The sequence below is a fragment of the Paenibacillus bouchesdurhonensis genome, from assembly GCF_900155685.1.
GTDB classification, from domain to species: Bacteria; Bacillota; Bacilli; order Paenibacillales; family Paenibacillaceae; genus Fontibacillus; species Fontibacillus bouchesdurhonensis.
The window spans coordinates 4,169,235-4,193,418 of record NZ_LT732548.1 but is presented as its reverse complement, the minus strand read 5'-3'; the positions used below and the strand labels follow the sequence as shown (position 1 = coordinate 4,193,418).

At 46.5% G+C, this 24,184-nt stretch carries 26 protein-coding genes, 5 tRNA genes and 1 pseudogene; 25 read left to right on the top strand and 7 right to left on the bottom strand.

From position 1 onward, the window contains the following. Window positions 1-14 precede the first annotated feature (14 nt). The 4 genes and pseudogenes from CZ379_RS23125 to CZ379_RS26835 form a co-directional block, all read left to right on the top strand. Window positions 15-491, top strand: coding sequence for an ArpU family phage packaging/lysis transcriptional regulator (locus CZ379_RS23125; RefSeq protein WP_234404987.1), 477 nt, complete (start codon window positions 15-17; stop codon window positions 489-491). A 39-nt stretch (window positions 492-530) separates the two neighbouring features. Beyond that, a complete protein-coding gene (locus CZ379_RS23120) occupies window positions 531-728 on the top strand; it encodes a hypothetical protein (RefSeq protein WP_110933763.1) in 198 nt (65 codons plus the stop codon). Beyond that, window positions 712-2,283: a recombinase family protein gene (locus CZ379_RS23115; RefSeq protein ID WP_199925741.1), complete on the top strand. Its 1,572-nt coding sequence runs from the start codon at window positions 712-714 to the stop codon at window positions 2,281-2,283. Before CZ379_RS23120 ends, CZ379_RS23115 begins: the two co-directional genes overlap by 17 nt. Window positions 2,284-2,303: 20 nt before the next feature. Beyond that, window positions 2,304-2,390, top strand: a pseudogene (locus CZ379_RS26835) (helix-turn-helix domain-containing protein); the annotation flags it as partial. Window positions 2,391-3,161: 771 nt separating this feature from the next. Here the strand turns inward: CZ379_RS26835 and CZ379_RS23105 are convergent. After that, window positions 3,162-4,517 carry a dipeptidase gene (locus CZ379_RS23105; RefSeq protein WP_110933761.1) on the bottom strand — a complete coding sequence of 452 codons (1,356 nt, stop codon included), beginning with the start codon at window positions 4,515-4,517 and terminating at the stop codon, window positions 3,162-3,164. A 259-nt stretch (window positions 4,518-4,776) separates the two neighbouring features. On the opposite strand from CZ379_RS23105, the gene CZ379_RS23100 reads away from it, so the two are divergent. From CZ379_RS23100 to CZ379_RS23090, 3 genes are all read left to right on the top strand, one after another. Then, a complete protein-coding gene (locus tag CZ379_RS23100) occupies window positions 4,777-6,129 on the top strand; it encodes a peptidylprolyl isomerase (protein WP_110933760.1) in 1,353 nt (450 codons plus the stop codon). A 190-nt stretch (window positions 6,130-6,319) separates the two neighbouring features. Further along, entirely contained in the window at window positions 6,320-7,063 is a 744-nt protein-coding gene (locus CZ379_RS23095) for a class I SAM-dependent methyltransferase (RefSeq protein ID WP_110933759.1), read from the top strand. Beyond that, window positions 7,060-8,070, top strand: coding sequence for an MBL fold metallo-hydrolase (locus tag CZ379_RS23090; RefSeq protein ID WP_110933758.1), 1,011 nt, complete (start codon window positions 7,060-7,062; stop codon window positions 8,068-8,070). The genes CZ379_RS23095 and CZ379_RS23090 overlap by 4 nt, the downstream gene beginning before the upstream one ends. A gap of 70 nt (window positions 8,071-8,140) precedes the next feature. On the opposite strand, the gene CZ379_RS23085 is transcribed toward CZ379_RS23090, so the two are convergent. Continuing rightward, window positions 8,141-8,704, bottom strand: coding sequence for a phosphatidylglycerophosphatase A family protein (locus CZ379_RS23085; RefSeq protein ID WP_407668693.1), 564 nt, complete (start codon window positions 8,702-8,704; stop codon window positions 8,141-8,143). Between the two features lie 159 nt (window positions 8,705-8,863). Here CZ379_RS23085 and CZ379_RS23080 point away from each other — a divergent pair, with 159 nt between their 5' ends. From CZ379_RS23080 to CZ379_RS23070, 3 genes are all read left to right on the top strand, one after another. After that, entirely contained in the window at window positions 8,864-9,925 is a 1,062-nt protein-coding gene (locus CZ379_RS23080; protein ID WP_110933757.1) for a GerMN domain-containing protein, read from the top strand. 205 nt (window positions 9,926-10,130) lie between these two features. After that, entirely contained in the window at window positions 10,131-10,889 is a 759-nt protein-coding gene (gene rph, locus CZ379_RS23075) for a ribonuclease PH (RefSeq protein WP_110933756.1), read from the top strand. After that, the gene (locus tag CZ379_RS23070; RefSeq protein ID WP_110933755.1) at window positions 10,889-11,521 is read left to right on the top strand and encodes an XTP/dITP diphosphatase; all 633 of its coding nucleotides are present in this window, start codon (window positions 10,889-10,891) and stop codon (window positions 11,519-11,521) included. Before rph ends, CZ379_RS23070 begins: the two co-directional genes overlap by 1 nt. 162 nt (window positions 11,522-11,683) lie before the next feature. On the opposite strand, the gene cmpA is transcribed toward CZ379_RS23070, so the two are convergent. Together cmpA and CZ379_RS23060 are read right to left on the bottom strand one after the other, a co-directional pair. Continuing rightward, a complete protein-coding gene (gene cmpA / locus CZ379_RS23065; RefSeq protein WP_110933754.1) occupies window positions 11,684-11,821 on the bottom strand; it encodes a cortex morphogenetic protein CmpA in 138 nt (45 codons plus the stop codon). A gap of 77 nt (window positions 11,822-11,898) precedes the next feature. Next, the gene (locus CZ379_RS23060; protein ID WP_110933753.1) at window positions 11,899-12,249 is read right to left on the bottom strand and encodes a hydrolase/acyltransferase; all 351 of its coding nucleotides are present in this window, start codon (window positions 12,247-12,249) and stop codon (window positions 11,899-11,901) included. A 128-nt stretch (window positions 12,250-12,377) separates the two neighbouring features. On the opposite strand from CZ379_RS23060, the gene CZ379_RS23055 reads away from it, so the two are divergent. From CZ379_RS23055 to CZ379_RS23030, 7 genes are all read left to right on the top strand, one after another. After that, window positions 12,378-12,857: a SprT family protein gene (locus CZ379_RS23055; protein WP_110933752.1), complete on the top strand. Its 480-nt coding sequence runs from the start codon at window positions 12,378-12,380 to the stop codon at window positions 12,855-12,857. A 59-nt stretch (window positions 12,858-12,916) separates the two neighbouring features. Further along, window positions 12,917-13,162, top strand: a complete 246-nt coding sequence (locus CZ379_RS23050) for a hypothetical protein (protein ID WP_110933751.1) — start codon at window positions 12,917-12,919, stop codon at window positions 13,160-13,162. A 7-nt stretch (window positions 13,163-13,169) separates the two neighbouring features. Further along, window positions 13,170-13,307, top strand: a complete 138-nt coding sequence (locus CZ379_RS26390) for a hypothetical protein (RefSeq protein WP_199925740.1) — start codon at window positions 13,170-13,172, stop codon at window positions 13,305-13,307. Window positions 13,308-13,417: 110 nt separating this feature from the next. Next, window positions 13,418-13,493 (top strand) — tRNA-Asn (locus tag CZ379_RS23045). A 7-nt stretch (window positions 13,494-13,500) separates the two neighbouring features. Continuing rightward, window positions 13,501-13,589: transfer RNA gene (locus tag CZ379_RS23040), tRNA-Ser, on the top strand. Window positions 13,590-13,961: 372 nt separating this feature from the next. Then, window positions 13,962-14,036 (top strand) — tRNA-Glu (locus tag CZ379_RS23035). A gap of 74 nt (window positions 14,037-14,110) precedes the next feature. Then, window positions 14,111-14,193, top strand: a tRNA-Leu gene (locus CZ379_RS23030). A gap of 193 nt (window positions 14,194-14,386) precedes the next feature. Here CZ379_RS23030 and CZ379_RS23025 read toward each other — a convergent pair. Beyond that, complete coding sequence (locus tag CZ379_RS23025) at window positions 14,387-15,244, bottom strand: Cof-type HAD-IIB family hydrolase (RefSeq protein WP_110933750.1); 858 nt, start codon at window positions 15,242-15,244, stop codon at window positions 14,387-14,389. Window positions 15,245-15,423: 179 nt separating this feature from the next. Here CZ379_RS23025 and CZ379_RS23020 point away from each other — a divergent pair, with 179 nt between their 5' ends. Both CZ379_RS23020 and CZ379_RS23015 read left to right on the top strand, forming a co-directional pair. Then, window positions 15,424-15,741: an AzlD domain-containing protein gene (locus CZ379_RS23020; RefSeq protein WP_110933749.1), complete on the top strand. Its 318-nt coding sequence runs from the start codon at window positions 15,424-15,426 to the stop codon at window positions 15,739-15,741. 14 nt (window positions 15,742-15,755) lie between these two features. Continuing rightward, window positions 15,756-16,457: an AzlC family ABC transporter permease gene (locus tag CZ379_RS23015; RefSeq protein WP_110933748.1), complete on the top strand. Its 702-nt coding sequence runs from the start codon at window positions 15,756-15,758 to the stop codon at window positions 16,455-16,457. Between the two features lie 21 nt (window positions 16,458-16,478). On the opposite strand, the gene CZ379_RS23010 is transcribed toward CZ379_RS23015, so the two are convergent. Further along, window positions 16,479-17,120 (bottom strand): nitrogen regulation protein NR(II), encoded by a 642-nt coding sequence (locus tag CZ379_RS23010; protein WP_110933747.1) that lies wholly within the window; start codon window positions 17,118-17,120, stop codon window positions 16,479-16,481. Window positions 17,121-17,344: 224 nt separating this feature from the next. On the opposite strand from CZ379_RS23010, the gene CZ379_RS23005 reads away from it, so the two are divergent. From CZ379_RS23005 to CZ379_RS22990, 4 genes are all read left to right on the top strand, one after another. Next, complete coding sequence (locus tag CZ379_RS23005; RefSeq protein ID WP_110933746.1) at window positions 17,345-17,698, top strand: helix-turn-helix domain-containing protein; 354 nt, start codon at window positions 17,345-17,347, stop codon at window positions 17,696-17,698. A gap of 69 nt (window positions 17,699-17,767) precedes the next feature. After that, window positions 17,768-17,850: transfer RNA gene (locus tag CZ379_RS23000), tRNA-Leu, on the top strand. Between the two features lie 141 nt (window positions 17,851-17,991). Further along, window positions 17,992-18,417 carry an organic hydroperoxide resistance protein gene (locus tag CZ379_RS22995; protein ID WP_110933745.1) on the top strand — a complete coding sequence of 142 codons (426 nt, stop codon included), beginning with the start codon at window positions 17,992-17,994 and terminating at the stop codon, window positions 18,415-18,417. A gap of 167 nt (window positions 18,418-18,584) precedes the next feature. Continuing rightward, a complete protein-coding gene (locus CZ379_RS22990; RefSeq protein ID WP_110933744.1) occupies window positions 18,585-18,863 on the top strand; it encodes a hypothetical protein in 279 nt (92 codons plus the stop codon). Window positions 18,864-19,015: 152 nt separating this feature from the next. On the opposite strand, the gene CZ379_RS22985 is transcribed toward CZ379_RS22990, so the two are convergent. After that, window positions 19,016-19,939, bottom strand: coding sequence for an AraC family transcriptional regulator (locus CZ379_RS22985; protein WP_110933743.1), 924 nt, complete (start codon window positions 19,937-19,939; stop codon window positions 19,016-19,018). A gap of 269 nt (window positions 19,940-20,208) precedes the next feature. Between CZ379_RS22985 and CZ379_RS22980 the strand changes: the two genes are divergently transcribed. Together CZ379_RS22980 and CZ379_RS22975 are read left to right on the top strand one after the other, a co-directional pair. Next, window positions 20,209-22,914, top strand: a complete 2,706-nt coding sequence (locus CZ379_RS22980) for a glycoside hydrolase family 78 protein (protein WP_110933742.1) — start codon at window positions 20,209-20,211, stop codon at window positions 22,912-22,914. After that, on the top strand, window positions 22,901-24,178 hold the full coding sequence (locus CZ379_RS22975) for an MGH1-like glycoside hydrolase domain-containing protein (protein ID WP_110933741.1): 1,278 nt from the start codon (window positions 22,901-22,903) through the stop codon (window positions 24,176-24,178). Before CZ379_RS22980 ends, CZ379_RS22975 begins: the two co-directional genes overlap by 14 nt. The last annotated feature ends 6 nt before the right edge of the window (window positions 24,179-24,184 follow it).

Here is a 24,184-nt window from a genome sequence, read left to right as displayed (position 1 = left end):
GGAGGTGAATGCGAGTGGGGCAATTAAGTTTCCTTCCGGAGATTGATCGGAAGAAGACACAGGCAGCGGTTGAGAACGCCTTCGAAAAATACAGGATGTATAAATTCCTGAGTCACGAAGACCGAGAGGCAAGCACGACAGCGGGATACAACGAGAGATTCCATGGCCCGACGAATGTCACTAGTGATCAAACCGCCGACATAGCTATTCATAACGTGGACTCCCGAGCATACCGCAAAAAGTACTGCGAACGAATTGAGCGGGTTGTCAACCGTATGCCACGGATGGAACGGTTTTTGATCGAGGAACGATACATGACGAAGGAGCATGATTATATCACGGACTATCATGTCTACAATCAAGTGTTTAAGCCGGAAATCAGTGCGGGAAAGTACGGTACAATTCGCTGGAGAGCATTTTATAAACTGGCTGCGGACTTGAATTTGTTGGTGGAAAAGTCGGAGGAGGAAGAGACTGAAGGGGCAACTTAGCCAAGCCCCTTCACATAGCATGATAGTAGGTGATGCCAAATGGGGAAGCAGCAAGGGAAAAAGAAATATAGACTTAATTTTATCCTAGAAGAGGATCGTTCTGTTGAGATAGTCAGGAATCTTGCTCGCAGTGAAATGAAGAAAGTTTTTGCAAAGCACGGGGTCGTGTCGTACAATTTGGATGATGTTTTGTCCAAATATATTACAGGGGAAATGCAAAATGATGAAAAAGGATAGAGGTTATGTTCGGGTCTCCACCTTATACGACTCGCAAAAAGACAGCCCGGAACATCAGGAGTCGTTTCTCATTGAATCGGCAGCGCGAGAAGGAGTTGAGTTAGATCGTATATACGAGGATAGGGACACTGGTACTAGCATCGTGGCTCGGGAAGATGTGCAGAAGATGATCGCAGATGCAAAGAGTGGTGAGATTAGATCGTTATGGTTTACCTCTCTTTCTCGTTTTAGTCGTGATGCGCTGGATGCTATCTCGCTAAAAAGGATTTTGGTTAATGCGCTAAATATTAGGGTCGTGTCTATCGAAGATGGTTATGATTCTGCGAAGAAGGATGACGAGCTCTTATTTGGAATAAAAGCTGTTGTTAATCAAAATACAAGTGGCGACATCAGTGTTTCATCGCGTCGTGGTATCAGGAAGTCAGTGCTTGAAGACGGAAATATAATCGCTTCCAAGCCGGCGTATGGGTATAAAATAGTTACAACAGCAGAAGGACGAAGAACATATGAAACTTACCCTGAACAAGCTGCAGTCGTCGATTTGATTTATGAACTTTACATCTCAGGCACTGGCGATAAAAACATTGTCAATTACCTTAACGGAGAAAACCCTGCGGGTATAGTATATAAATCATATACGGGCAGACCGTGGAATCTTGGGTCGGTTCAATCTATACTTAAAAACCCAACTTATACTGGTTATAATATATCTGGTAGATATACAACGGAAGTTGTATACGATGATTTAAATGATCTCATGAACCGAAGAAAGAAACTTGTGCAAAGACCAGAAAGCGAGTGGGAATGGTCTAAAGAACAGACACATCCCGCAATAATCCCGTTGGAACGTTACAAACTGGCACGCGAATTAAGGATTCAGCGTGGGGGCGCTGCTCGTGGCGGACGACGGACATTTGTTAATGTGTTTGCAAAGATGATATTTTGTAAAGATTGCGGATCGGCAATGGTAACGATGAAAGGTAAAAGTCGTGATGGAGGTAAGGAATATAGATACCTCTTGTGCAGCCGCCGACGGAGGATGGGAAAAGCGGGCTGCTCAAACAATACCTATTTTCCGTATTACGACCTTAGAAACGATTTAATAGGCAATATATTGGGTCGGATACGTCAAAAAATACGCGAGTTAGAGTCGCGTGGCACGGATGATATTGGAATTACAATCCCACAAAATGATTTTGACAAGGAAAAGCGCAAGCTTAACAAACAAATTGAAAATAATCGGAAATTGCTTTTCGAAATCCGACGGCAGCATATGCTGGGCGACATACAGACAAGCCAGTATGAGTATGAAAAAGAGCAGTACGAGAAAGAGATTACCGATCACGAAAAAAGACTTGAAGCAATAGTAGCTGAGGAAAAGAGAAGCTTTGACGTAGAACGGATAAAGAAAGATGCTCGGAGAGTTTTAACTGAGATGACAAATCTAAAATCATACGATGACGACATTCAAAAGACACGCGCATTGTTAATGCAGGTGGTGAGAAGGATTGATGTGGCTCAAGACGGAGACATCGACATCCGAACATACATTTAACTTTGCGTGCTTGAAAATGTATCACGAATGTCATGCAGAAATTGAACGTAAAAGGTCGTGCGCAGGCGGTTGTCGAGCTAATCAAGCTTGGGGAACTAAAAATCTGACGGTTTTGCCAAAGCATGTAAGAAACCGTAAGCCTTCTAATTCCTTGTCCGGAAAGGAAAGGAACTAGGAGGTTTTTTGTTGCTTGAAACCTTCTGAAACCGATATTACAAGGACATGTTGAACAGGCCCTCCGTCGACACTGCTAGCGTTCGATCCCTCGGATCGCGCGGAAAAAAGTATTGTAGCTAATGTCTACGTCTTGCAGCCTCAAGCGACTCTAGAGTATCCATTGGCTTCCTTTACACCTTATTAAGCTTGTCTGTACCCGTTACATTTTTAAAGGCTGTTTTCCTGGCTAATAGCGTCTTTTATGTCCGTTACAGCTCGTACCGATTCATTCCTCCCCACGCTACTGCTGCTCAAGTCCACTCGAGTCCCCTTTCTAACTACATCTCAATGACATGCAGAAACCGAACGATTGAACATAACCAAGGCTATACGCAGACGGTTCCCGGCTTATCGATCTTAGCTATATAAGCTGTGTCGTACACTAAATTGAATTCATGTATCTAATTGTACTCTAAACGAATCTGCTTAGGGGTTAGATGGATTTTAGGTATCTAAATCAAGCATTCCGCTTATCATTGGAAAAATACCTTCTTCTAACGACATGAAATCCATTTAAATCCACCTTTCTTTCCTTGCCGCGGAATCTAACTGCTATAAATCCATTTGTTTGAAAATCGAACTTTTTAGTTGATCTTATATAGCTAAAAAACCTTCCAGCCCATCCACGAATGGAGAGGCTAGAAGGTTTATTGTCGTCTGTCCTAGAGCGATTTCAGGTAGTCTACGATCGTTAACAGCCCTTTATCGAAATTCTCCAGATTGAAGTGCTCGTTCGGAGCATGGAGGTTCTCGTCGGGAAGCCCGAAGCCCATCATGACGGCCGGAGCATTCAGGACGCGGGATAACGTTTCGACAATCGGGATGGAGCCGCCGTCGTTCGTGAACAGGGCGCGGGTGCCGTATACGCGCTCGTATGCATCTGCCGCTTTCTGCAGCATCGGATTTGCAGGATCGATGGTGAACGCACGCGCCTTCTCCACTTGGATAATGTCTAACTTGGCGCCAGGCTGTACGTGCTGCTTCAAGTGAGCTTCGATTTTGTCCAAAATATCCTGAGGATCCTGATTGCCGACTAAGCGGCATGTAATTTTGGCGTGAGCCTCTTTCGGAATGACGGTTTTGGAGCCTTCGCCTTGAAATCCGCCGTATACGCCGTTCAGTTCAAGCGTCGGGCGGGCGCCAATCCGCTCTACGAAATTATAGCCCTCCTCGCCATAGAGTGTATTTAGGCCGAGATCGGCTTGCAAATTTTCCTCGTTGAACTGCTGTTTGGCGAATTCCTCACGCATCGCAGGGGTCAGCTCCGGAACTCCTTCATAGAAGCCCTCCACGGCGACTCTTCCCTTGTCATCATGGAGCGAAGCTAGCAAAGAAACGATCGCATGCAGTGCATTCGGTACGCCGCCTCCAAAGGTTCCTGAATGCAGATCCGTATTGGCGGTGTGCACCGTAACCTCTAAAGAGCATAATCCACGGAGGCCAATACAGATGGCCGGTTTGCCAGGCTCCAGCAGAGACGTATCGGAGATGAGTACGACGTCGGCGGCTAGCTTTTCCTTATGCTCATCCAGATAAGGCGGAAGGTTTGGGCTGGCGATTTCTTCCTCGCCCTCAATGCAAAACTTAATGTTGACCGGAAGCTGCTTCTCTTCCTTTAATATAGCCTCCACGGCTTTGATGTGAAGAAACAGCTGGCCTTTATCATCCGTTGCTCCACGTGCATAAAGCTTGCCATCCCGGATGGTCGGCTCGAACGGAGGCGTCTCCCATAAATGCAGTGGATCTACCGGCTGTACGTCATAGTGCCCGTAGACGAGCACGGTTGGCTTCCCGGGAGCATGCAGATGGTCTGCATAAATAATCGGATGCCCCTTGGTCGGAATGATTTCCACATTCTCCAGCCCTGCGCTCGATAACGAGCTGGAAATCCACTCCGCCGCTTTAGCGATATCCGGCTTATGCTCGGATAGGGCGGAAATGCTTGGTATTGTCAGCAAATGCTTTAATTCGTCCAAATGTTGTTCTCTGTGTTTTTGAAAATAGGATTCATAGTTCATCGTTGATCAGATCCTCCCGAACGTTATTGTGGCTCCTCTATTTTACTACGTTTTGTCCACTAACACGAATGCAAAGCAACAATAGGATTATTCTAACCGCGGGGATGGCATGTGATGTGAATTAAGCAGATTTTAATAAAAGTCGGTTTAAATTTATATTTATTTAATGTTTGATTCCGCATATTCTGTTACTCTCTTTAAAGAGAGCTTAATTCTGAGAGCTCCGTCGTTAGGTGAGATGAAGGGAGTTATTGAGTAAATGGATGATAAAGATAAGAAGGAACTGGAATCGCTAGGGAAGGAGAACGAAGCTGGATCAGGGCAAGAGAGCTCATCCCAAGACGCTGCGGCAGTCGAAAAGGAAAACGCGGCACCGGAAGCTGAGACAGCTGTAGAAGCAAACGTGAATGCAGACTCCGCAGACGAAGGGAATCTGGAGGCAATGGCGGAAACAGAGGCAGAGGCCGATCGTGAAGCGGCAGCGGAAGCTCGCGAAGAAGTTGACACCGAGGCCAGTGCAGCAACTGACGCCGCAGATGGAGCAGGTTCTGAGCTTGAAACGGAGCCCGAAGCAGTTCAAACGATGAAGGCAATAGATACTACGGGCGCTGCAGAGCCCGAGCAAGCTCCTAGCGGACAAGCATTTCCGCAGTTTGAATCTTCATCTCCTCCCTCGAAATCCGGTTCATCAAATATATGGCCGATCATTTCTTTGGTTTTAGCCGCAGCGCTTGTTATCGTATTACTACTGCCGCTGGCCGGGGGCAAGAAAGATGTTGTAGCGACGGTTAATGGAACTAAAATTACTCAGGCCGAATTGTATAATGAGCTGGTAAAGGCTAGCGGCGGAGAACAAGCCAAGCAAGCGTTGGAAGCAATGATTACGAAGACGCTGATTACACAGGAGGCCAAGAAGAAGAATATTGTTGTATCTGAGGAAGATATCCAATCTGAGATCGATAATTATACGAAATCCTTCGGCAGTCTCGAGATATTGGAGCAAATGCTTCAACAGTATGGAATGACATTAGACGATTTGAAACAGGAAGCTGAGCTTAATGTCATGGTGTCCAAGCTGCTTGAGGATAAGACGAACGTGACGGACGAGGAAGTGAAAGAAACGTTCGAAATGTATAAAGAATCCTTCAACACACCGGAACAGGTTCGAGCTTCGGTAATTTTGGTAGAGACCGAAGCAGAAGCAAACGAAGTCATCCAAGAATTGAAGGACGGCAAGGATTTTGCAGAGCTTGCCAAGGATAAGTCGCTAGATGCGTTTACGAAGGAAGTGGGCGGAGATACCGGATTCTTTGAGCGGGGGCAGATCGAACCGGCAATCGAAGAAGCTGCCTTCAAGCTGCAGAAGGATGAAATCAGCGGCGCGGTAAAAACGGATGATGGATACAGAGTCATTAAATTAACCGATCGCAAGGACGCTAAAGAGGCGACACTCGAAGAGAATAAAGAGGAGATTCGTAAGAACTTGGTAGCCCAGCAAGTATCGGAATTATTCGAAGATTGGTATAATGAAGTGAAGAGCAAATCCAAGATTACCAATAAATTAACGAATGCAGAAAATACAGCTGCAAACGATAATTCAGCCAGCGAGTGATAACTGCATTTATATGGAATTAAGGATAGCCAGTGTCTCCTGCAAAAGAGACGCTGGCTATCCCTGTATTTAATGATTCATTGCGTTGAAACTATGCCGTGAAGTGGTATTTTCGTTTGCAAGTTATTTGGTTTATGTATACCTTATTAATAGAGCAGTTTTTTTGCATAGATAGGAAGGAGCAATTCTAATGGCGGAGTGGTATGAACGCAGCTTTGGTGAAGATTATTTACTGGTCTATAAACATCGTGACGTGCAGGGAGCGAAACGTGAAGTACATACGATGATTTCCTGGTTAGAGTTGCCTGCTGGAGCAAAAGTGCTGGATCTTTGCTGTGGCATGGGACGGCATTCCATGGCACTAGTAGAAGCCGGTTATAAGGTAACTGGCATAGATTTATCGGACGTGCTGCTGCGGGAGGCGCGTATTCATGATCCGGAAGGACGTGTAACCTGGATAAAGGGAGATATGCGCAATTTACCGCTGGAGGGCGGATTTGATGCTGTCGTTAATTTATTTTCTTCCTTCGGTTACTTTGAGGAGGATACGGAGCATATCAAGGTGCTTAAGGAAATTCGCCGAGTTCTGAAGCCGGGAGGCCAATTCATTATTGATTTCCTAAATCCGTCCTATACCGTAAATCGTTTGGTTCCTCGATCCGAACGGGTAGATGAAGGACAGCATATTACAGAGGAACGCAGCATCCAGGATGGATATGTGAAGAAGCATATAACGATTCAGAATATAGAGTCAGGCTCTTCTGACGAGCCAAGGCATTATTTAGAACGGATTAAGTTGTATAATCGCGAGGATTTTACAAAAATGCTGCTGGAGAGCGGCTTGCAATTGGAGCATGTCTACGGCGGATATGGCGATATCCCCTATGACCCGGAGATTTCTCCGCGGATGATTATGGTTGGGAAATCCTTATGATTTCCGGAAGATACCAGGAGTGGGCGGAAGCTGGTATGATTAAAATCCCGATTACGATGGCTCCTCCGCTGCGCCAAGTGAACAGCTACCTGCTTCGCGGCCCCGAGGGAGTTACTATTATAGATCCCGGGCCGCGAACGGAAGTGACCGAGAAGGAATGGGAAGCCGTCTGGAAGGAGCTTGGCATACATCCAGGCGATATTACCTCGATCGTCGTGACACATCATCATCCTGATCATTTCGGGCTTGCCGGGCAGTTGCAGTCACTGACCCTAGCCCCGGTTTACATGTCGGCAAGGGCTTATAAGGAAGCGGAGCGGATGTGGGGGACAGCAAGTACGGTAAATGAAGCGCTGCCCACCCTGTTTCGGCAACACGGCATGCCTGACGAATGGTTGAATCAGCTGCCGCGGCATTTAAACGGGTTTATTCCTCAAGTGTCGCCTTTCCCGAAGGTTACGATAATAACAGAAGATACTTTAATGACCATGGGTGGAAGGCACTGGGAGCCTGTAATGAGCGGTGGACATGCCCCTGGCCATATTTCTTTGTATAATCGGGATAAAAAAGTAATGATCTGCGGGGATGCTGTCCTGCCGCAAATATCACCTAATATAAGTTTGCTTCCTGGCAGTGAGACCCATCCGCTGAATTCCTTTGTAAGTGGACTGGAGCGACTTGGCACGTATGAAGTCAGCATGGCTTTCCCTGGACACCGGAGCCCCTTCGACTATTTCCATGAAAGGATACGCTCATTGATTCAGCATCATGAGCAGCGCCTGCTTCGGATGGAGCAACTGCTGCGAGAGGAGTCATTGACGGGCTTCCAGGTTTGCAGCGCAGTATTTGGGACGAAGCTTGGCATCCATCAAATGCGGTTTGCAATGTCCGAGACGCTCGCCCACTTGCTTGAGCTCGTTCGTCAAGGCCGTGCGGCCGAGGAAGAGAACACCGATGGGACGGGAATTCGATTTAGAGTATTACAGCAAAGCTACGGGGTGCTGTAGCGTAATAAGGTTAAAACAAAGAACAAGCTGCGGAGGTTGCAGCTTGTTCTTTTGCTTGCCAGGAACAAAGTCATCTGTCGGTATCCATCGTATCTTCGCCCCGTTCCTTCTCACGCTCCGCCTGCTTGCGGTGGGCAATACGACTGCTTGCTGAAGCAGCAATGGCTCCAACGATATCATCAAGAAAGGTGTTGCAGCCTACGCTCTTATCATTTAATCGTTCCAATATACCTGGTTTAAGCTTATCCACATAACCATAGTTGGTGAAGCCGATGCTTCCGTATACGTTAACGATCGAGAAGGCCAAGATCTCGTCTACGCCGTACAAGCCTTCATCATTGATTATCATGTCCTGCAGCTCTGGAATCAAAAGTCCCTGCTCTGCCAAAATGTCCAGTTGTATTCCTGTAAGCACGGCATTCTGCACTTCTCTCTTACTGAGGACTTGCTCCACATTGTGAATGCATTCCTCCATGGTCAGGCTTGGGTAATACTTTTGCTGCAGCAGCATGACGAGCTCGGCAATCTCGTTAAGTTTCACTCCCCGTTTTTGCAGCCATTCCATGGTGGTGTCAGCGACTTTTTTACTGTTCAAACTGTAAGGCGCCTTCGCTTTTGGTTGTTCCATCCCCATTCACCTCTACCCCTCTTTTATAATGTCCACTGCTTGAATATTTTGCCTCGGCTAAGATGCAGTGTATCCACTTCCGGGAAAAATTAGTTATTTTTCATGAAAGGGCTCGTATATATAGTAATACAAACCTTAGAAAAATGTTAGGGAGGAACCCAGGTCATGAAATGGAACCGCTCAATACGCAACTCTGCTGTAGCGGGATTGCTCGCACTCCCGTTATTGCTGACAGCCTGTAATCCCTTTGCAGCAAAATCATCAGGCCAGATTGACCCGCCACCGGAAGATATCGAATACCAGATGCTTAGGAATCTTGAGCCGCAAGACCAGACAAGCTTGGGCACGGAAGGCAATATGTCGACTGTCTACTTGGAGAATGATCACGGCTTATTAGCTCCTGTTGCTCTACAACTGCCGGAGGAAGACAACAGCAATCAATTAACTCGTGCTTTGGAAAGCCTAGTAAAGGACGGCCCTTATGCTAAGCTCATTCCATCAGGATTTACGGGGGTGCTGCCCGAAGGAACTGAGGTCAAGGCAATTACGCTGCAGAAAGAGCAGCAAACGGCCATCGTCGAATTCACGGAGCCTTTTAGAAACTATGAGGCTGGTGATGAACGCAAGGTAATGGAGGCACTCACTTGGACGCTGACGGAAAATCCAGACATCAGGCAGGTTCAGCTCTGGGTTGACGGCGAAAAGCTAAATGAAATGCCCGTGGACGGAACACCGCTAGAACGTCCGTTGACGCGAGCATTAGGCATTAATTTGGAGCTGAATAGCGGTATTAGCCTGTCCCAAAGCAGTCCGGTTACTGTGTATTTTTCAGCGGCGACGCCGGAAGGCGTGCAATATTTCGTGCCTGTCACTCGTTTTGTCGCCAGCGCTTCTGACCGGGTTAAATCGGCGCTGGAAGAATTAATAAAAGGCCCAACCCGTGGGGAAGGCATGGAGAGGGTCGTTACAGACAATACTACTGTCGACAGTGTCGATGTATCGCAGGAGGGAATTGTTACCGTATCGATCAGCGACGATATGTTTGATCCTGGCGAGAGAGTGCCTGCTCAAATGCTTCAATCGTTAGTTCTTACCGTGACGGAGAATACGCAGGAGGATCAAGTGCGAATTTGGCTGAATGGTGAAAAGGATGTCGTTGGACTTGATAATCAGAAATATAGTGAACCCGTGTCTAGGCCGGTAAACATTAATGAAATTCCTCTGTAATTTCATAATTATGCGCTTCGCTTTGGGCTTGCCGCGGCAAGCCCAGTTCTGTTGTATCGGACGATGCAGCTTGCTCTGATTTTCATTTTGTGGATAATAGCTAAAGAGATACCGGCTGGGAGGAATGGAATGGTGATTTTATGCTTACACTTTGGTAGAATAGGGAAAGCGTAAGGACAGCATGAAACGTAGGAGGCAGGTTACGATGAGAATAAACGGGCGTGAAGCAAACCAGCGGCGGCCATTGAAGTTAACAGCAAATATTAACAAATATGCAGAGGGATCCGTATACATTGAGGTTGGGGATACGAAGGTAATATGTACGGCTACGGTAGAAGAGAAGGTACCGATGTTCATGAAAGGCCAGGGCAAAGGCTGGGTTACCGCGGAATATTCCATGCTTCCCCGGGCAACTCACTCCCGTAACCAACGCGAATCAGCCCGTGGCAAGCAAAGCGGACGTACGATGGAAATCCAGCGTTTGATCGGCAGAGCGCTGCGCTCTGTTGTTGATTTGCATGCATTGGGCGAGCGATCCATTACGATTGACTGTGATGTACTGCAGGCGGATGGAGGAACCCGTACTACGTCGATTACAGGAGCATTCGTTGCTCTGGCATTAGCGGTGAATAAGATTGTTCAGAAGCATTCTCTGCCTGTTTTTCCAATTACGGACTACCTTGCTTCGGTTAGTGTAGGCATTGTCGGCGAGGAGACGCTGCTCGATCTTAACTACGAGGAAGACTCCAAGGCAAAGGTTGACATGAATGTAGTAATGACAGGGCAAGGGCATTTTGTCGAGGTACAGGGAACTGGTGAAGAGAATCCGTTCTCCAGGGAAGAGCTGAATAAGATGCTGGAACTCGCGGAACAGGGTATTAATGAGATGATTGAAATTCAGCGCGAAGCCCTTGGGCCGATTGCACTGAAGATTGGAAGCAAGCAGCCGGAGGCAGGCATGTGATGAACAAGCAGGATTCAGTCATTATCGTAGCTACGCGTAATCAGGGGAAAGTGAGAGAATTTGCTCATGCACTCGCATTTCTAGGTAAACCCGTTAAGAGTATGTATGATTATCCTGATGTTCCTGAGGTAGTGGAGGATGGCGAGACGTTCGAAGAGAACGCTCGCAAGAAAGCAAAGGAAGTAGGCGACTTGCTGGGGCAATCTGTACTGGCTGATGATTCAGGACTTTGCGTAGACAAGCTGGATGGTGCACCAGGTGTTTATTCAGCCCGCTATGCGGGAGAAGGAGCTTCAGACGAAGACAACAATGAGAAGCTGCTAGGCGAGCTGGAGCGGCTGCAGCTTGGGGAAGATACGGAGCAGCCTTTGCTTAGTACGGCCCGTTTTGTTTGTCACCTTGCACTTTATAACCCGACGACGGGGGCGTTTACAGAGGCTTCCGGAACGGTGGAAGGCTGGATTACTTCAGAACCGGCTGGCGGAGGAGGCTTTGGGTATGATCCTCTTTTTTACCTGCCGGAGTACGAGAAGACCCTTGCCGAGCTTACGGTATCGGAGAAGCAAGCGATCAGCCATCGTGGAGCTGCGCTGCGGCAATTAGCAGGGAAGTTAAGCGACACGCATAAATAAAAAAAACCTCCGGCATAGCGGAGGCATACTACTCCATTTGGATTTAATGCAGCGAAAAGAACCCCTTTAAGTAACTGTGTATGAAGCTCACACTTTCTTGTGCGTGGGTCAGACACTGAACCTAAAGGGGATTTTAGTATGATAAGACTGCGGCTGATCTATCTACTGAATTTGGCTAGTTTCATTGCTAGTTTTATGGCGGCTGTAGTAAAAAAACCAGCAATCGTTAAGCAACCGAATTTGGCGCCGGTCTTTTTTATGAAATGCACGCATCATCTGGTTGCTGAGCCAATTGGGCAATAAAATCTCCTCCCCGACAATTCCCTATGTACGTTAGCATATGGGGAGAAGCCATGAAGAGTGCAGGTCCAATAACTTTATTGACCTTCTTCCTCGTACCATTGTTCCAATTGAGCCTGTAATGCACGGATTTCCGTCAGCAAAGAGACCAAAGGATAATTTTCCTCGCGAATAGCGGAGAAGGCAGCCTCGAGCTCATTAATGTAATCCAGGCCGCTCGTAATTTTCAGCGATTCCTGCAGCAGATCTAGCTCGTTACATTCGGCAATCGCTCGTGGCAATGAGGGAACCTCGGCTGCGGTTAGTTTTTCGATTTCTTTGTTCAGGCGCAAATTAAGGGCGCTAAGCTGATAGGCATAGTCAGAGGGCATCTCCACAAAACGTAGATTACTATCTTGCTGTAGTATGACATATCTCATTGAGGCCATTTTTTAACATTCTCCTTTTTATTATTGCTACTTGACAGTGTAGCTTAATAGGAAGTTAGAATTCAAGTATAAACAGCGCTTGAAGCCGGTGGGGTTGCAATTTGCAGAACAAAAAGGAGGTTATTCTCATGAAGGATGAACAACTGCAGGCCTGGGTCGAGGAGATTTCGCTTCGCAGCTTTGGACTTCCTTTCCGGCATGAAGCTAGATTCAATCGGCGATTAAGATCCACGGGCGGGAGGTACTTCATGAAATCACATCATATTGAGATTAACCCTGCGCAGCTGGAAACCTTCGGCATGGAGGAGGTGGAGAAAATTATTAAGCATGAGCTGTGCCACTATCACCTGCATATTATGGGCAAAGGCTATAGACACCGCGATCCTGACTTCAAAGCCTTATTAAAGCAGGTCGGAGGAAGCCGATATTGCCAATCACTGCCGGGAAGCCAAGGCAGAAAACAGTTGCCGTACCGCTACATGTTAAAGTGTACAAGCTGCGGAATGGAATACTTGCGTAAACGCCGTGTTGATCCCAAGCGGTATCGATGCGGAAAGTGTTCTGGAAATCTTCAGTTATACGGTTATGAGCAACAGAAAAATTTGTAATTGGTTATGCCTTGAGATGTGATATACTTACGTCAAATCGACTAAGGATGTGATGATGTATGGCTAAATCAAAAGCCAAACGTATGCGCGATAAATTAACGCGTGAAGGTGGACGCAGCCCTGAGCTGAGCCGCAGCCCATTTGCGGCAGCTGATCTGAGAACAAGAAGAACTAAGACCAAGCAAGAACTTATGAATCAGAATAAACACAGACTGAAGAACCTGATCTCGTTCTATGGAGATGATGGTTCTTTTTTATTGTCAAGAAGTCGTCATGCTTGTCATATATATAGAACGGGAGCGTAAGGAATCCATGGGGAGAGGGGCAACCGGCTTCGAAGGAGCAATACGCGGATGGAGGCGAGGCATTATGAGCGCAGAGCTGCTTATTCAACTGCTGGTACTCATCGTTATGCTCATCGAACTGGCGCGGCACCGGAAGGATTCCTAAAGTTCCATGGGGTCTGGCTGTGAAGCCAGACCCCGCTCGCCACCTGCTCTTTACCTTGACATTGCTTCAAAATCATGATAAATTATACCGTATCTATAGTGACTTAGCGTTCCCTGATAGCTCAGTCGGTAGAGCACTCGACTGTTAATCGAGTTGTCACAGGTTCGAGTCCTGTTCGGGGAGCCATATTTTTGGAGAGATACCCAAGTGGCTATAAGGGGACCCTCTGCTAAGGGGTTAGACTGCGTAAGCGGTGCGAGGGTTCGAATCCCTCTCTCTCCGTTCTGAACTACTTCAATTAGAAACCCTCCGGATACCCGGAGGGTTCTCTATGTTAGAGGGTGAGAACCCTCAGAAGGAGGGTTCGTCGAAGCGTAGACTACGTTAGCGTTACTTCGCAGTCTCGAATGAAATGAGAGTATCCCTCTCTCTCCGTTCTGAACTACTTCAATCAGAAACCCTCCGGATCCCCGGAGGGTTCTCTATGTTAGAGGGTGAGAACCCTCAGAAGGAGGGTTCGTCGAAGCAAATGCTAAAGTCCTAATGGGCTTTTTTTATTTCTTACGACAAAAAATAGGGTTGTCAACGCACGTAAATTTTGATATACTCATTTTTGTTGTCACTCTAAAAAAGGGTAGACATAATATTTTATTTGGCCCGTTGGTCAAGGGGTTAAGACACCTCCCTTTCACGGAGGTAACAGGGGTTCGAATCCCCTACGGGTCACCACTTTCTTATAAGCTTTAAGTAGGGGTGAGAATCCCTTGGTGGGTTCGTCGGAGCGAAAATTTACAACTTAATATGCGGTCGTGGTGGAATGGCAGACACGCTATCTTGAGGGGGTAGTGGGTGTATACCCGTGGAGGTTCGAGTCCTCTCGACCGCATTCATAACGAAAAGAAGAACCTTGCTGGTAAGCAGGGTTCTTTTGAAATTGTGCATCTAGCTGTATTTATGATTACATACAAGGTGCAGTCCAGCGAATCATCAATATTAATAGGTTAATCACTTGAATATTAGAACATCCTCGCTTTAGCGAGGATGTTCTTTAAGCAGGAATAAAGATAGATAACCCGAGATTACAGATTAAGCAGTGAATTTAAAGCGTAGGCAACTCCATGCTCGTTATTGCTGCGCGTGGTAAGGGTGCTTAGCCGTTTAATCTCATCGACAGCATTGCCCATGGCCACACGTGTTCCAGCTACCTGAAACATGGAAATGTCATTATAGTTATCACCGATGACAATTGTATCAGCCATGTCGATGTTGTAATAGGAAGCAAGAAATTGAAGTGCGCTGCCTTTGTCCGTTTCTGTGGAAATGATTTCTAGCGTATGATTGGCAGCAGCTGTAGTTTGGACGGATTCTTGGTTTTGAAAATGCTTATTGATAAGTCTTAATTTTGCATTGTCATAAGTAAATAGAAGCAATTTATAAATAGGAGTTCCGGCGCGTAGAACTTCACGAGGATCATCAATCTGCTGGATGCCAAATTGATGCATCTGCGTTTGTATGCCACTCTGCAGCGTGGCGATGTCTATATCCGGATTAGCGCTGACGAGAATATCTACCTCTGCTTGAAGTTTGCTTGTCCCGCTAAAAGGTGTATAAATTTCATCAGGACAAAAGATTTCAAAATATACATCCTGTGCCATCAGATAATTTATAGCTTCGGCGGCGGTAGAATGGGGGATGGGAGTCTCTTGTAAAAGCTGTCCCCGTTCATCATGCACGGCAGCTCCATTCGATGAAATAATTGGGAGGGGTATTTCTTCTCCAATAATACCTAAAACGTCAAAACGGGCTCTACCCGTGCAAATCGTTATTTCATGATCATTGGCGGATAAAATATTATGAATGGCCTGTAGGCCCTCTAAGCTTGGTTTACTCTCAGCAGTAAGCAGTGTTCCGTCCAGATCGATGGCAATTAACTTCATTTATATATCCTCCTCATAGATTATTCTGTGGTTGTTTGCTAAGAGTATAAAATATGAAATTGATTTCAGGTCAACATAAGGATAATATGATAGTATTAATCTGTAGTTAACCGGGCGGAATACATGAAATTTGATGTGCCGCCTAATCATCAAGACAACTTAAGGACAGGAATGAGTTAATGGAATCTCAACTATGGATTATTCTTCTTATTGGATTAGGGACTTATTTATTTCGCGCAGGATCACTCGCGCTGGGAAGCCGCGTGCAATGGTCAGACCGGACTAAAGAGTGGCTCTCCTATGTGTCACCGGCGGTTCTTGGAGCTTTGCTTGGGCCCTTGCTATTGCTAAATGATGGACAATGGGTTTCGCTCAGGGATAACACGATGATGTTAGCAGCGATCCCGACGATAATAGTTGCCTGGTGGACACGAAGATTGTTGCTAACCGTTGTGTCTGGCATCGCATTCTACGCAATAGCCTATTATTTGATGTGACAGGAGATACAAATATGAGTCGACAAGATAGAATTGCTTTAGCATTAAAAGACGTCTTGCCTATAGTGTTGGCCTATTTTCCCTTATCTATTACTTTTGGTGTTTTGGCGGCAGCTAGCGGTGTGCCATGGTACGTATCCGTATTTAGCTCTGTATGGATTTATTCCGGAGGAGCACAGTTTATGCTGATCAGCATGCTTGAAACAGTAACGGCTCCAGTCACAATCATTGCTACGATCCTTCTTGTTAATATGCGTCATGTCTTATATGGCGCTACAATGGGGCCTTATTTAGCAGATTGGCGGGAACCATTAAAGTGGTTAGCAGCACTCGGCCTTACGGATGAAAGCTTTGTTGTTACCTCTAACCGTGCGGCGGCAGGTGAAAGGCTTACACCTTCGTATTATTTAACTTTTGCATTGGCTGCATACGGATCTTGGATCGCCGGAACGATAGTGGGTGCTGGAATCGGCGGAATTGTACCTTCAGAAACAGCTACTGTGCTTAGTTTCGCACTTCCTGCGCTGTTCCTGGCATTATTGTTTGGTGGTGAACGTACGCTTCCGCATCTATTGGCAGCTTGTACAGGGGCGGCATTAGCAACACTGGCAGGATTAATGAATCTAGGCGGAATTGGTCTTATTGTTGGCGGAATTATCGGAGCGTCGGCAGGACAAATGCTGGGCAGAAAAAGAAACAGGCATATCCAATCATAAAAGAGGGAGGCGCTCGATCACTTACTCCTCCTCATCAGGTTGATCAAGGAAGGAGGAATATTTAGGGTACAAGACTCGGATGCAATCAGGACATATATCGTGGGTAAATTCGGCATGAGTATTCCTAATTAAAAAGTTCTCAATGTCATCCCAATGATTCTCTTCATCCTTGATTCGCTTGCACACCGCACAGATCGGGAGCAAACCGCGGAGCGTTCGTATTTGCGAGATGATTTCAACAAGCTGCAGCTCAAAGCGTTTATAGCGTGACGTATCTATGCAGCTGAGAACAATGCCGTTGATTAGGGAGCTATGTTGGTCAATAAGGGGGATGACCTCCAACTGAAACCATATCGCTTCTTGAGAAAGGGATAAATGAAAATGTAACTCCTTGCTATAGGAAGCACAATCTCCATGAAGTATATTGCTTAGCTGAGCAAGGAACATCGGAGCGTCAGGACATATTTCACGGTTGTCAGGATTCTTCAGGAAATCGATGAGATTAATTCCAGGACGATCCCATAGGGGAGATAAACCTAGCTGTGCCGCCTTTGATGTCCAGGTTGGATTGACATGCTGTATGGTACCCTGGGCATCGGTAATGGCAAGAGCTTGGTTCAAGGATTGGGCAGCTGAAATCCATAAGGTTGGTTCGTGGGACATCGCGAACACTCCTATCTATTATATAAGTAATATATATGCTAGGCTGTATTCATGATGGATAACTGCCAGGAAGTGAAGGGCCGAAGAGGTCTATGATATAATGATCCTGGGAGTAATGACCAGTACGTAGTAGTGGTATAATGAAATTATACTCGCAACTGCGCTATTTTACAACAATAATGACTTAAATGCGTAATTTTTTGTTGTGAAGGAAGGTAGGAGACTTGTCCATTTACGAAAGAATAGAACGGCTGATCAAAAGCAAATCGATGACGAAGAAGGAGTTTTGTCAAACACTTGGAATCAGTACTGGCAATTTGGGCGATTGGAAACGCGGAAAATCTTCACCCGGTACGAATAAACTCATCGATATCGCCTCATACTTTGACGTCAGTTTGGATTGGCTGATGACCGGGCGAGAGCGGCCGCAGGAAAGGGTACTTGAACGCAGAGAAAATTATGTCGTCGATGAAATCGATTGGATTCGCTTAATCAGTCAGTTGACCGATCAGGAAAAAGCCTTTATTCAAGAATATTTGGAATTTACCGAATATCGTAGAAGCCTTAAGAAATACTGAGGAAAATAATAACACTTTACTTTTAGCGATGGCAGCGATATAATAAAAAATGTTCGTTTCAAACAATATGCGGTCGTGGTGGAATGGCAGACACGCTATCTTGAGGGGGTAGTGGGTGTATACCCGTGGAGGTTCGAGTCCTCTCGACCGCATACATCAAGTGACGGAAGGCCGTCTCAGCAGTAGATTAATCTACTGCTGAGACGGCTTTTTTTTAATCTCGAGCGTTTCAAAGCATGCTAATTGCTTTAAATGGACAGTGACCCGAATTTTGAACAAGGAGGGAGCGAAATATGAAAGCAATATATACGGCAATTGCTATGATACAAGGCGGCAGAACAGGTACAGTAGAGACATCCGATGGTGCGTTGAAACTAGAGCTCAGCATGCCTGAAGCGCTGGGAGGCCAGGGAGGTTCTGGCACTAATCCCGAGCAGCTGTTTGCCGCCGGTTATGGGGCTTGCTTTGCCAGTGCCCTGGAGCATGTAGCCGAACAAGAAGGCGTAAAATTGGATCAGGTGATCGTTAAGCACCACGTAAGCATTGGCAAGGATCCGGGGGATGACGGATTTCAATTAGCTGTGGCCATCGATGCGCAAATTCCGGGAGTAGAACGCGATACAGCTCAGGACTTGCTGCGTAAAGCGCATGATTTCTGTCCGTATTCGAAGGCGACTAGAGGCAATATTGAAGTAAAATTAAACTTAATTGAATCGTAATGATTTTAAAAGACTTCTCATGGGCAATACTGATCGAGAGAAGTCTTTTTCACGTGTAGGAAATGGATTTAATTGTAATATCATTCCAAGTTGACACACTGCAAAAAATTATTTAATATGTCTAAGTACTAAATTAGGATTTAAATTTGATAATACGGGTGATGACCATGTCTTACAGACCGAGTGTTCACAACGTGACCAAGGCCAGCAGCAACGAAAAGGAAGGGCTGTACGAATTTATCGTTACGATGGTTGATGGTACAGCGTGCCGAGTATTTTTTCACCGAGACCCGGAATGGCGGCTAACGAACATCAGCCGGTTACAGAGAACTCCTTGTCCGGTTTGCCGCAAAGACTTTATTTGCAAATGCATGGACAGATTCAGCGGAGAAATCAGACAGCAGATTGATGATGGTCAGTGGATCGAGAAAGCGCTGGCTCAGTAAGATAGCAGTCAATCAACGTTGAAGACGGGCTTGATAGCGGACTCTATGAGACCGTTCATAGGATTGAAGAGCAAGCGGGTTGATCAAGGACTTTCCTTGGCTGACCCGCTTGCTTTTTTTGGATATAGAATTTATAGACGCTTCTTATTTATCTACATAACAAATTTGTTGGCACTATATGCCGATTCGCACTTTTCCTGTTTTTTATATATTTGGCGATATCTCAAGGGGGTTTCTCCTGTAATTTTTCGAAATAAAGCATGAAAAAACTTCATATCGGAGTAACCGACCTCCTCAGCAATTTGAGCAACAGACCAGTCGGTATGAACGAGCAGCTCGCAGCTTTTGAGAATACGCACGTGCTGAACGTAACGGTTAAAGGTTTTGCCCGTGGCTTGTTTGAACATATTCTGGAACTGTCTGACGCTCATGAATGATTTTTCCGCCATCATCTCTAGCGTCAAATGCTCCTGATAGCGATCCTGCAGGATTTGCAGCGCTTCTTGCATCCTGTCAGCCTTCAAGGTAGAGGGTTCTATATACGAGCTTGTAGCAGTTTCCCTGGCGAGGCGATCGAGTGTGATGAAAATTTGCAGGACTAGTGAACGGATAAGCACCCTGTAATTGCTGCCTCTGTTGTAGTACTCGATATAGGCCTCATTAAACAACTGGTGCAGTCGATTATGCTTGTCCCGGAACTGGTACCAGCAGCCGCCTTCTCCGGCAGAGGTTCTGGTCAACATGTCATAAAGCGGCGAGCCAGGCTGAAAGGAGCCCAGCAATTCCTGAAGCGCCTCCAACTTGAAGATGCAATTACAAACTACCAGCGGATGGGAGCTTTTTGCCGAGACCGGACGGAATACGTGAACCGTGCCTACTGGCAGCAGAAAGATGTCTCCTTTTTGCACAGGGTATGATTTTTTGTCAATATAATGATGACCTTGTCCTTCTTCAACCAAACATAATTCCACAAAATCATGTACATGTTCCCGTAGATGAAACGCCTCGACTTCACGATTGAGGTAGATTGGAAAATCATCTTCAAAGAACCGGGTGCCGCGCAATGTAAACACCATTTGAAAGCGCCTCCATTTTCATGCAGAGAATGAGCTGGCTGATGCCTTTAAGATATAAGAAAGAATAGGCTACGGTAATTTTTGCATTGCTTTTCTAATATTAAACATAGATTCACGGAAAGATCAAGTCTACATTATCCCCCCTTTTATTATGCCGGATCGCCCTATAAATTTATATTTTACTTCACCTATACTGTGGATAAATCTTTAACAATTATTCTGCAGAGTAATGATTTAATGGCTTAAGTTAAAGGGGAGATAGCAAAAATATGACAATAAAAATCGTGCGGCTGCTTGTTGAGGATGAGGAAAATCCTCTGGCGATCGGAACAGATTGCCCCAGATTTAGTTGGCAGCTGGCACAAGATTCTCTGGACCCCGAGTGGAATTTACTGCAAGTCGCTTATCGGATTATTGTCGCTGATAGCGAGCCGATTTTGGCGGAAGATCAGGGGAATATGTGGGATAGCGGTAAGATAGAAAGTGATCAATCTGTTTATGTTCCATATCGCGGCAGGACGTTAACCTCAGGGACAACCTATTTTTACAAAGTTCAAATCTGGTGCTCAAATCAGCAGGGCGGCGTATGGAGTCCCATTGGAAAATTCGATACAGCATTGGCTGATGCGGATTGGAACGGAAAATGGATCGGACGGGCCGATCAGCAGGAGGAGGAGCTAGTCCCCGCAAGCTATTTGCGCCGAGAGCTGAATATAGACAAGCCTGTTCTTAGGGCGAGGTTATATGCAACAGCCTTAGGAATGTACGAAGCACGGCTGAATGGCGAACGGGTAGGCGACCATATACTGGCTCCGGGTTGGACAGATTACGCACAGCGAACTCTTTATCAGGCTTATGATGTTACGCAGATGCTGCATGAAGGGAGAAATGCCTGGGCGATTATACTGGGGACAGGGTGGTATGCTGGCAATGTAGGCATGATGGGAACTCGGATTTATGGCAGCAATCCATGCTGCCTGATGCAGCTCCGGGTAGAATACCAGGACGGAACGAGCGCAAGCTTTTGTACCGATGAAAGCTGGCGAATGAATGAAGGGCCTATTCGCTATTCCGATATGATTAAGGGAGAGAGCTTTGATTCCCGGCTTGAGCAACGTGGATGGGATCGCTCCGGGTTCGACGATTCCAACTGGACGGTACCGGATTTATTTCAGGATTATCCCGGCACGCTTCAACCGCAAAATGGCCCGCCCGTTCGAATAACGCAAACCTTGGAGCCTGTTCGGAGCTACATGACAGAACGAGGAACCATCATATTCGACTTTGGTCAAAATATGACCGGCTGGACTTCATTGACGGCGATCGGCCCGGCAGGCAGCAAAGTTTCGGTCAATCATGCGGAAATGCTGGATGAATCCGGCTTATTGTATACCTTGAATTTGCGGAAAGCCGTACAAACCTGTCACTATGTGCTGGATGGGGAGTCGAAGCAAACCTTTCAACCCCATTTTACGTTTCATGGCTTCAGATACGCTGAAGTAGAGACTTCTTCCGAAGAAGTGACTGTGCTGGCGTTAACGGGAAAGGTCATACATTCGGACACGCCGCCTAGCGGAGAGCTTCACACTTCCGATGAATTGGTTAATCAGCTTATCTCCAATATCAAGTGGGGACAGCGCAGCAACTTTTTGTCCGTTCCGATGGATTGTCCGCAGCGCGATGAACGGCTGGGCTGGACTGGAGATGCGCAAATTTTCATTCGCACGGCCTCATACAACATGAATGTAGCGGGTTTTTTCCGGAAGTACATGGTAGATATCATAGATGCACAGTCGCCGGAGGGGGCGTTCCCTGATGTTGCCCCGGATGCCGGATGGCGGATTTATAAAGGCATCAGCAATGCAAAATGGTTTGCGCCTGATAATGCAGGCTGGGGAGATGCAGGTGTCATCATTCCGTGGACGGTTTATCTGATGTATGGTGATTTGGATATATTGAGCGACTGCTATGCTTCCATGCAGCGTTGGGTTGAATATTTGGAGAAAAACAGCGACGGATTGCTGCGGGCTGATTATGCGGATCATGCCGATTGGTTATCCATCGGCGCGGATACCCCTAAGGATGTGCTCGCCACAGCATATTTCGGCTACAGTGTCTCCCTGCTGGCAAGAATAGCGCGAGTGCTTGGGAAAGATGAGGATGAACAAGCTTATCTAGCCCTATTCAAGAGAATATGCGATGCCTTTATGGGGGCCTATGTTTCTTCTGACGGCAGGATCAAAGGGGATACACAAACTGTATATGTGTTAGCTATCCATTTTGATCTTCTTGCTCCGGCGATTAAGCCGCAAGCGATAAACCGGCTCGAACAGCTTATCGTTAATAATGGCTGCCGTTTAAGCACCGGCTTTCTCGGCGTAGGGTATCTGCTTCCGGTATTATCGCAGAACGGCTTGAATGATCTTGCGTATCAATTGCTGCAGCAGGAGGAGTTCCCGTCCTGGCTGTATTCGGTGAAGCACGGAGCTACGACCATTTGGGAGCGCTGGGATGGCTGGACGGAGGAGAAAGGCTTTCAGTCTCCCTCGATGAACTCATTCAACCATTACTCGCTCGGTTCCGTAGGAGAGTGGCTGTACAGATATGCTGCCGGTATAGAGCCTGATTCCCTTGAACCTGGATTTAAGAAAATACGGATAAAGCCATATCCGGGAGGCAGCTTGACCCATATTAAGGGCATTTACGAATGTCCTTACGGCACCATAACCGTGGATTGGGCCAGGGAGAACAACAGATTTAGCATGAAGGTAAGCCTGCCAGTGAACACCACTGCTGAACTTTGCATTCCCGGCAGCGTGACGCATACCGTCGGCCCGGCTAAATATGTCGGGGGCAAGGAAGGGCGGTCGGTCTATACGGCCGGCTCGGGGCATTATTACTTTGAAAGCGAATTAATAACTGAGGAAATACGATCTCAAGATACATTACAGGAGGTTGCAGATGAACACGAATAGCTATGATCAGCATGTGACCTTGCTTCGTAGTTTCATAGCTGAACAAGCTGTAGGCTGCTTGAAGGAACCGTCGCATTATTTGAAATATCCTTTTATAGACCCAGGATCCGTGTATAGCGCGAATCTATGGGATTGGGATTCTTTCTGGTCGGCCTACGCCTTGCTGAATTTGGAGGGCAGCCTGCTTCCAGTGGGAGCAGTGACACCGTACGCGAAGGGAAGTATCCATAACTTCTTTGATCATCAGCAGGAGGATGGCTATATTCCCATGATGATTGAGAAGGGCAAGACAGAGGAGCCTTATCTTATATGCAAGCGCAAGGAAGGTTTCAAGCTCAATATGCACAAGCCGTTTCTGAGTCAGCACATTGCCCTTATTTCGGGACATTGCGGCGATTACGAGTGGGCACGCCAATACGTTGAAGGGTTAGAAAAGTATTTCGGCTGCTATGACCGCGATTACTATCATGAGAACTGCAAACTATATGTTTGGGCGGACGACATCATGATTGGGATGGACAATGATCCAGCGACCTTCGGAAGACCGAAATATTCAACGGCTAATATTTATTTAAATGCATTTATGGTCAGCGAACTGAAAGCCATGGCTTTACTTTGCAGCAAATGGGGATTTATGGGCAGAAGGGAACATTATTTGGAGAAAGCCAGGACGCTGGAGTTGGCGATTCAGGAAGAATGCTGGGATCCAAGGGACAAGTTTTTCTACTCAGTGGATGTCGACATTAAAACACGTCAGTTCGATTGGTTCCATACGGGACTAGGTGTCTTCTGGAAGACGCTGCCGATTAAAGTTCGCGCTTGGAGTGGATTTATTCCCTTATGGTCGGGAACAGCGACGCTGGAGCAAAGCGCTTATTTATCTGGATTGCATCTCGCGGACAAAAATACTTTCAACAGTCCCTATGGAGTTCCTTCGCTTGCTATGGATGAGAAAATGTATAATATTTCGGCGACCAATAATCCGTCAAACTGGCTTGGGCCGATCTGGGGAATCGTCAACTACGTAGCGTTCCGCGGATTAATGAACTACGGATTCAAGGCAGAGGCGAAGGAGATTGCTCGAAAAACGGTATTGCTTTTCGGCAGCGACCTGGAGAGAAGCGGAACGCTCCATGAATATTATGATCCGGCCAGTGGGCAGCCCGTCATGAACGGCGGATTCCTGAATTGGAATATGCTAGTGCTGAATATGGTTGACGAGCTTGCCGGCAAGCCTGCACTTGCTTTGCATTTAAGCGATTGAGCTTGA

What these genes read in the sequence shown, in the direction of transcription:
- CZ379_RS23120 (WP_110933763.1), top strand. Translation starts at nt 531, where the DNA reads ATGGGGAAGCAGCAAGGGAAAAAGAAATATAGACTTAATTTTATCCTA.
- CZ379_RS23115 (WP_199925741.1), top strand. Translation starts at nt 712, where the DNA reads ATGATGAAAAAGGATAGAGGTTATGTTCGGGTCTCCACCTTATACGAC.
- CZ379_RS23105 (WP_110933761.1), bottom strand. Translation starts at nt 4,517, where the DNA reads ATGAACTATGAATCCTATTTTCAAAAACACAGAGAACAACATTTGGAC.
- CZ379_RS23100 (WP_110933760.1), top strand. Translation starts at nt 4,777, where the DNA reads ATGGATGATAAAGATAAGAAGGAACTGGAATCGCTAGGGAAGGAGAAC.
- CZ379_RS23095 (WP_110933759.1), top strand. Translation starts at nt 6,320, where the DNA reads ATGGCGGAGTGGTATGAACGCAGCTTTGGTGAAGATTATTTACTGGTC.
- CZ379_RS23090 (WP_110933758.1), top strand. Translation starts at nt 7,060, where the DNA reads ATGATTTCCGGAAGATACCAGGAGTGGGCGGAAGCTGGTATGATTAAA.
- CZ379_RS23085 (WP_407668693.1), bottom strand. Translation starts at nt 8,704, where the DNA reads ATGGGGATGGAACAACCAAAAGCGAAGGCGCCTTACAGTTTGAACAGT.
- CZ379_RS23080 (WP_110933757.1), top strand. Translation starts at nt 8,864, where the DNA reads ATGAAATGGAACCGCTCAATACGCAACTCTGCTGTAGCGGGATTGCTC.
- rph (WP_110933756.1), top strand. Translation starts at nt 10,131, where the DNA reads ATGAGAATAAACGGGCGTGAAGCAAACCAGCGGCGGCCATTGAAGTTA.
- CZ379_RS23070 (WP_110933755.1), top strand. Translation starts at nt 10,889, where the DNA reads ATGAACAAGCAGGATTCAGTCATTATCGTAGCTACGCGTAATCAGGGG.
- CZ379_RS23060 (WP_110933753.1), bottom strand. Translation starts at nt 12,249, where the DNA reads ATGGCCTCAATGAGATATGTCATACTACAGCAAGATAGTAATCTACGT.
- CZ379_RS23055 (WP_110933752.1), top strand. Translation starts at nt 12,378, where the DNA reads ATGAAGGATGAACAACTGCAGGCCTGGGTCGAGGAGATTTCGCTTCGC.
- CZ379_RS23050 (WP_110933751.1), top strand. Translation starts at nt 12,917, where the DNA reads ATGGCTAAATCAAAAGCCAAACGTATGCGCGATAAATTAACGCGTGAA.
- CZ379_RS26390 (WP_199925740.1), top strand. Translation starts at nt 13,170, where the DNA reads ATGGGGAGAGGGGCAACCGGCTTCGAAGGAGCAATACGCGGATGGAGG.
- CZ379_RS23025 (WP_110933750.1), bottom strand. Translation starts at nt 15,244, where the DNA reads ATGAAGTTAATTGCCATCGATCTGGACGGAACACTGCTTACTGCTGAG.
- CZ379_RS23020 (WP_110933749.1), top strand. Translation starts at nt 15,424, where the DNA reads ATGGAATCTCAACTATGGATTATTCTTCTTATTGGATTAGGGACTTAT.
- CZ379_RS23015 (WP_110933748.1), top strand. Translation starts at nt 15,756, where the DNA reads ATGAGTCGACAAGATAGAATTGCTTTAGCATTAAAAGACGTCTTGCCT.
- CZ379_RS23010 (WP_110933747.1), bottom strand. Translation starts at nt 17,120, where the DNA reads ATGTCCCACGAACCAACCTTATGGATTTCAGCTGCCCAATCCTTGAAC.
- CZ379_RS22995 (WP_110933745.1), top strand. Translation starts at nt 17,992, where the DNA reads ATGAAAGCAATATATACGGCAATTGCTATGATACAAGGCGGCAGAACA.
- CZ379_RS22990 (WP_110933744.1), top strand. Translation starts at nt 18,585, where the DNA reads ATGTCTTACAGACCGAGTGTTCACAACGTGACCAAGGCCAGCAGCAAC.
- CZ379_RS22985 (WP_110933743.1), bottom strand. Translation starts at nt 19,939, where the DNA reads ATGGTGTTTACATTGCGCGGCACCCGGTTCTTTGAAGATGATTTTCCA.
- CZ379_RS22980 (WP_110933742.1), top strand. Translation starts at nt 20,209, where the DNA reads ATGACAATAAAAATCGTGCGGCTGCTTGTTGAGGATGAGGAAAATCCT.
- CZ379_RS22975 (WP_110933741.1), top strand. Translation starts at nt 22,901, where the DNA reads ATGAACACGAATAGCTATGATCAGCATGTGACCTTGCTTCGTAGTTTC.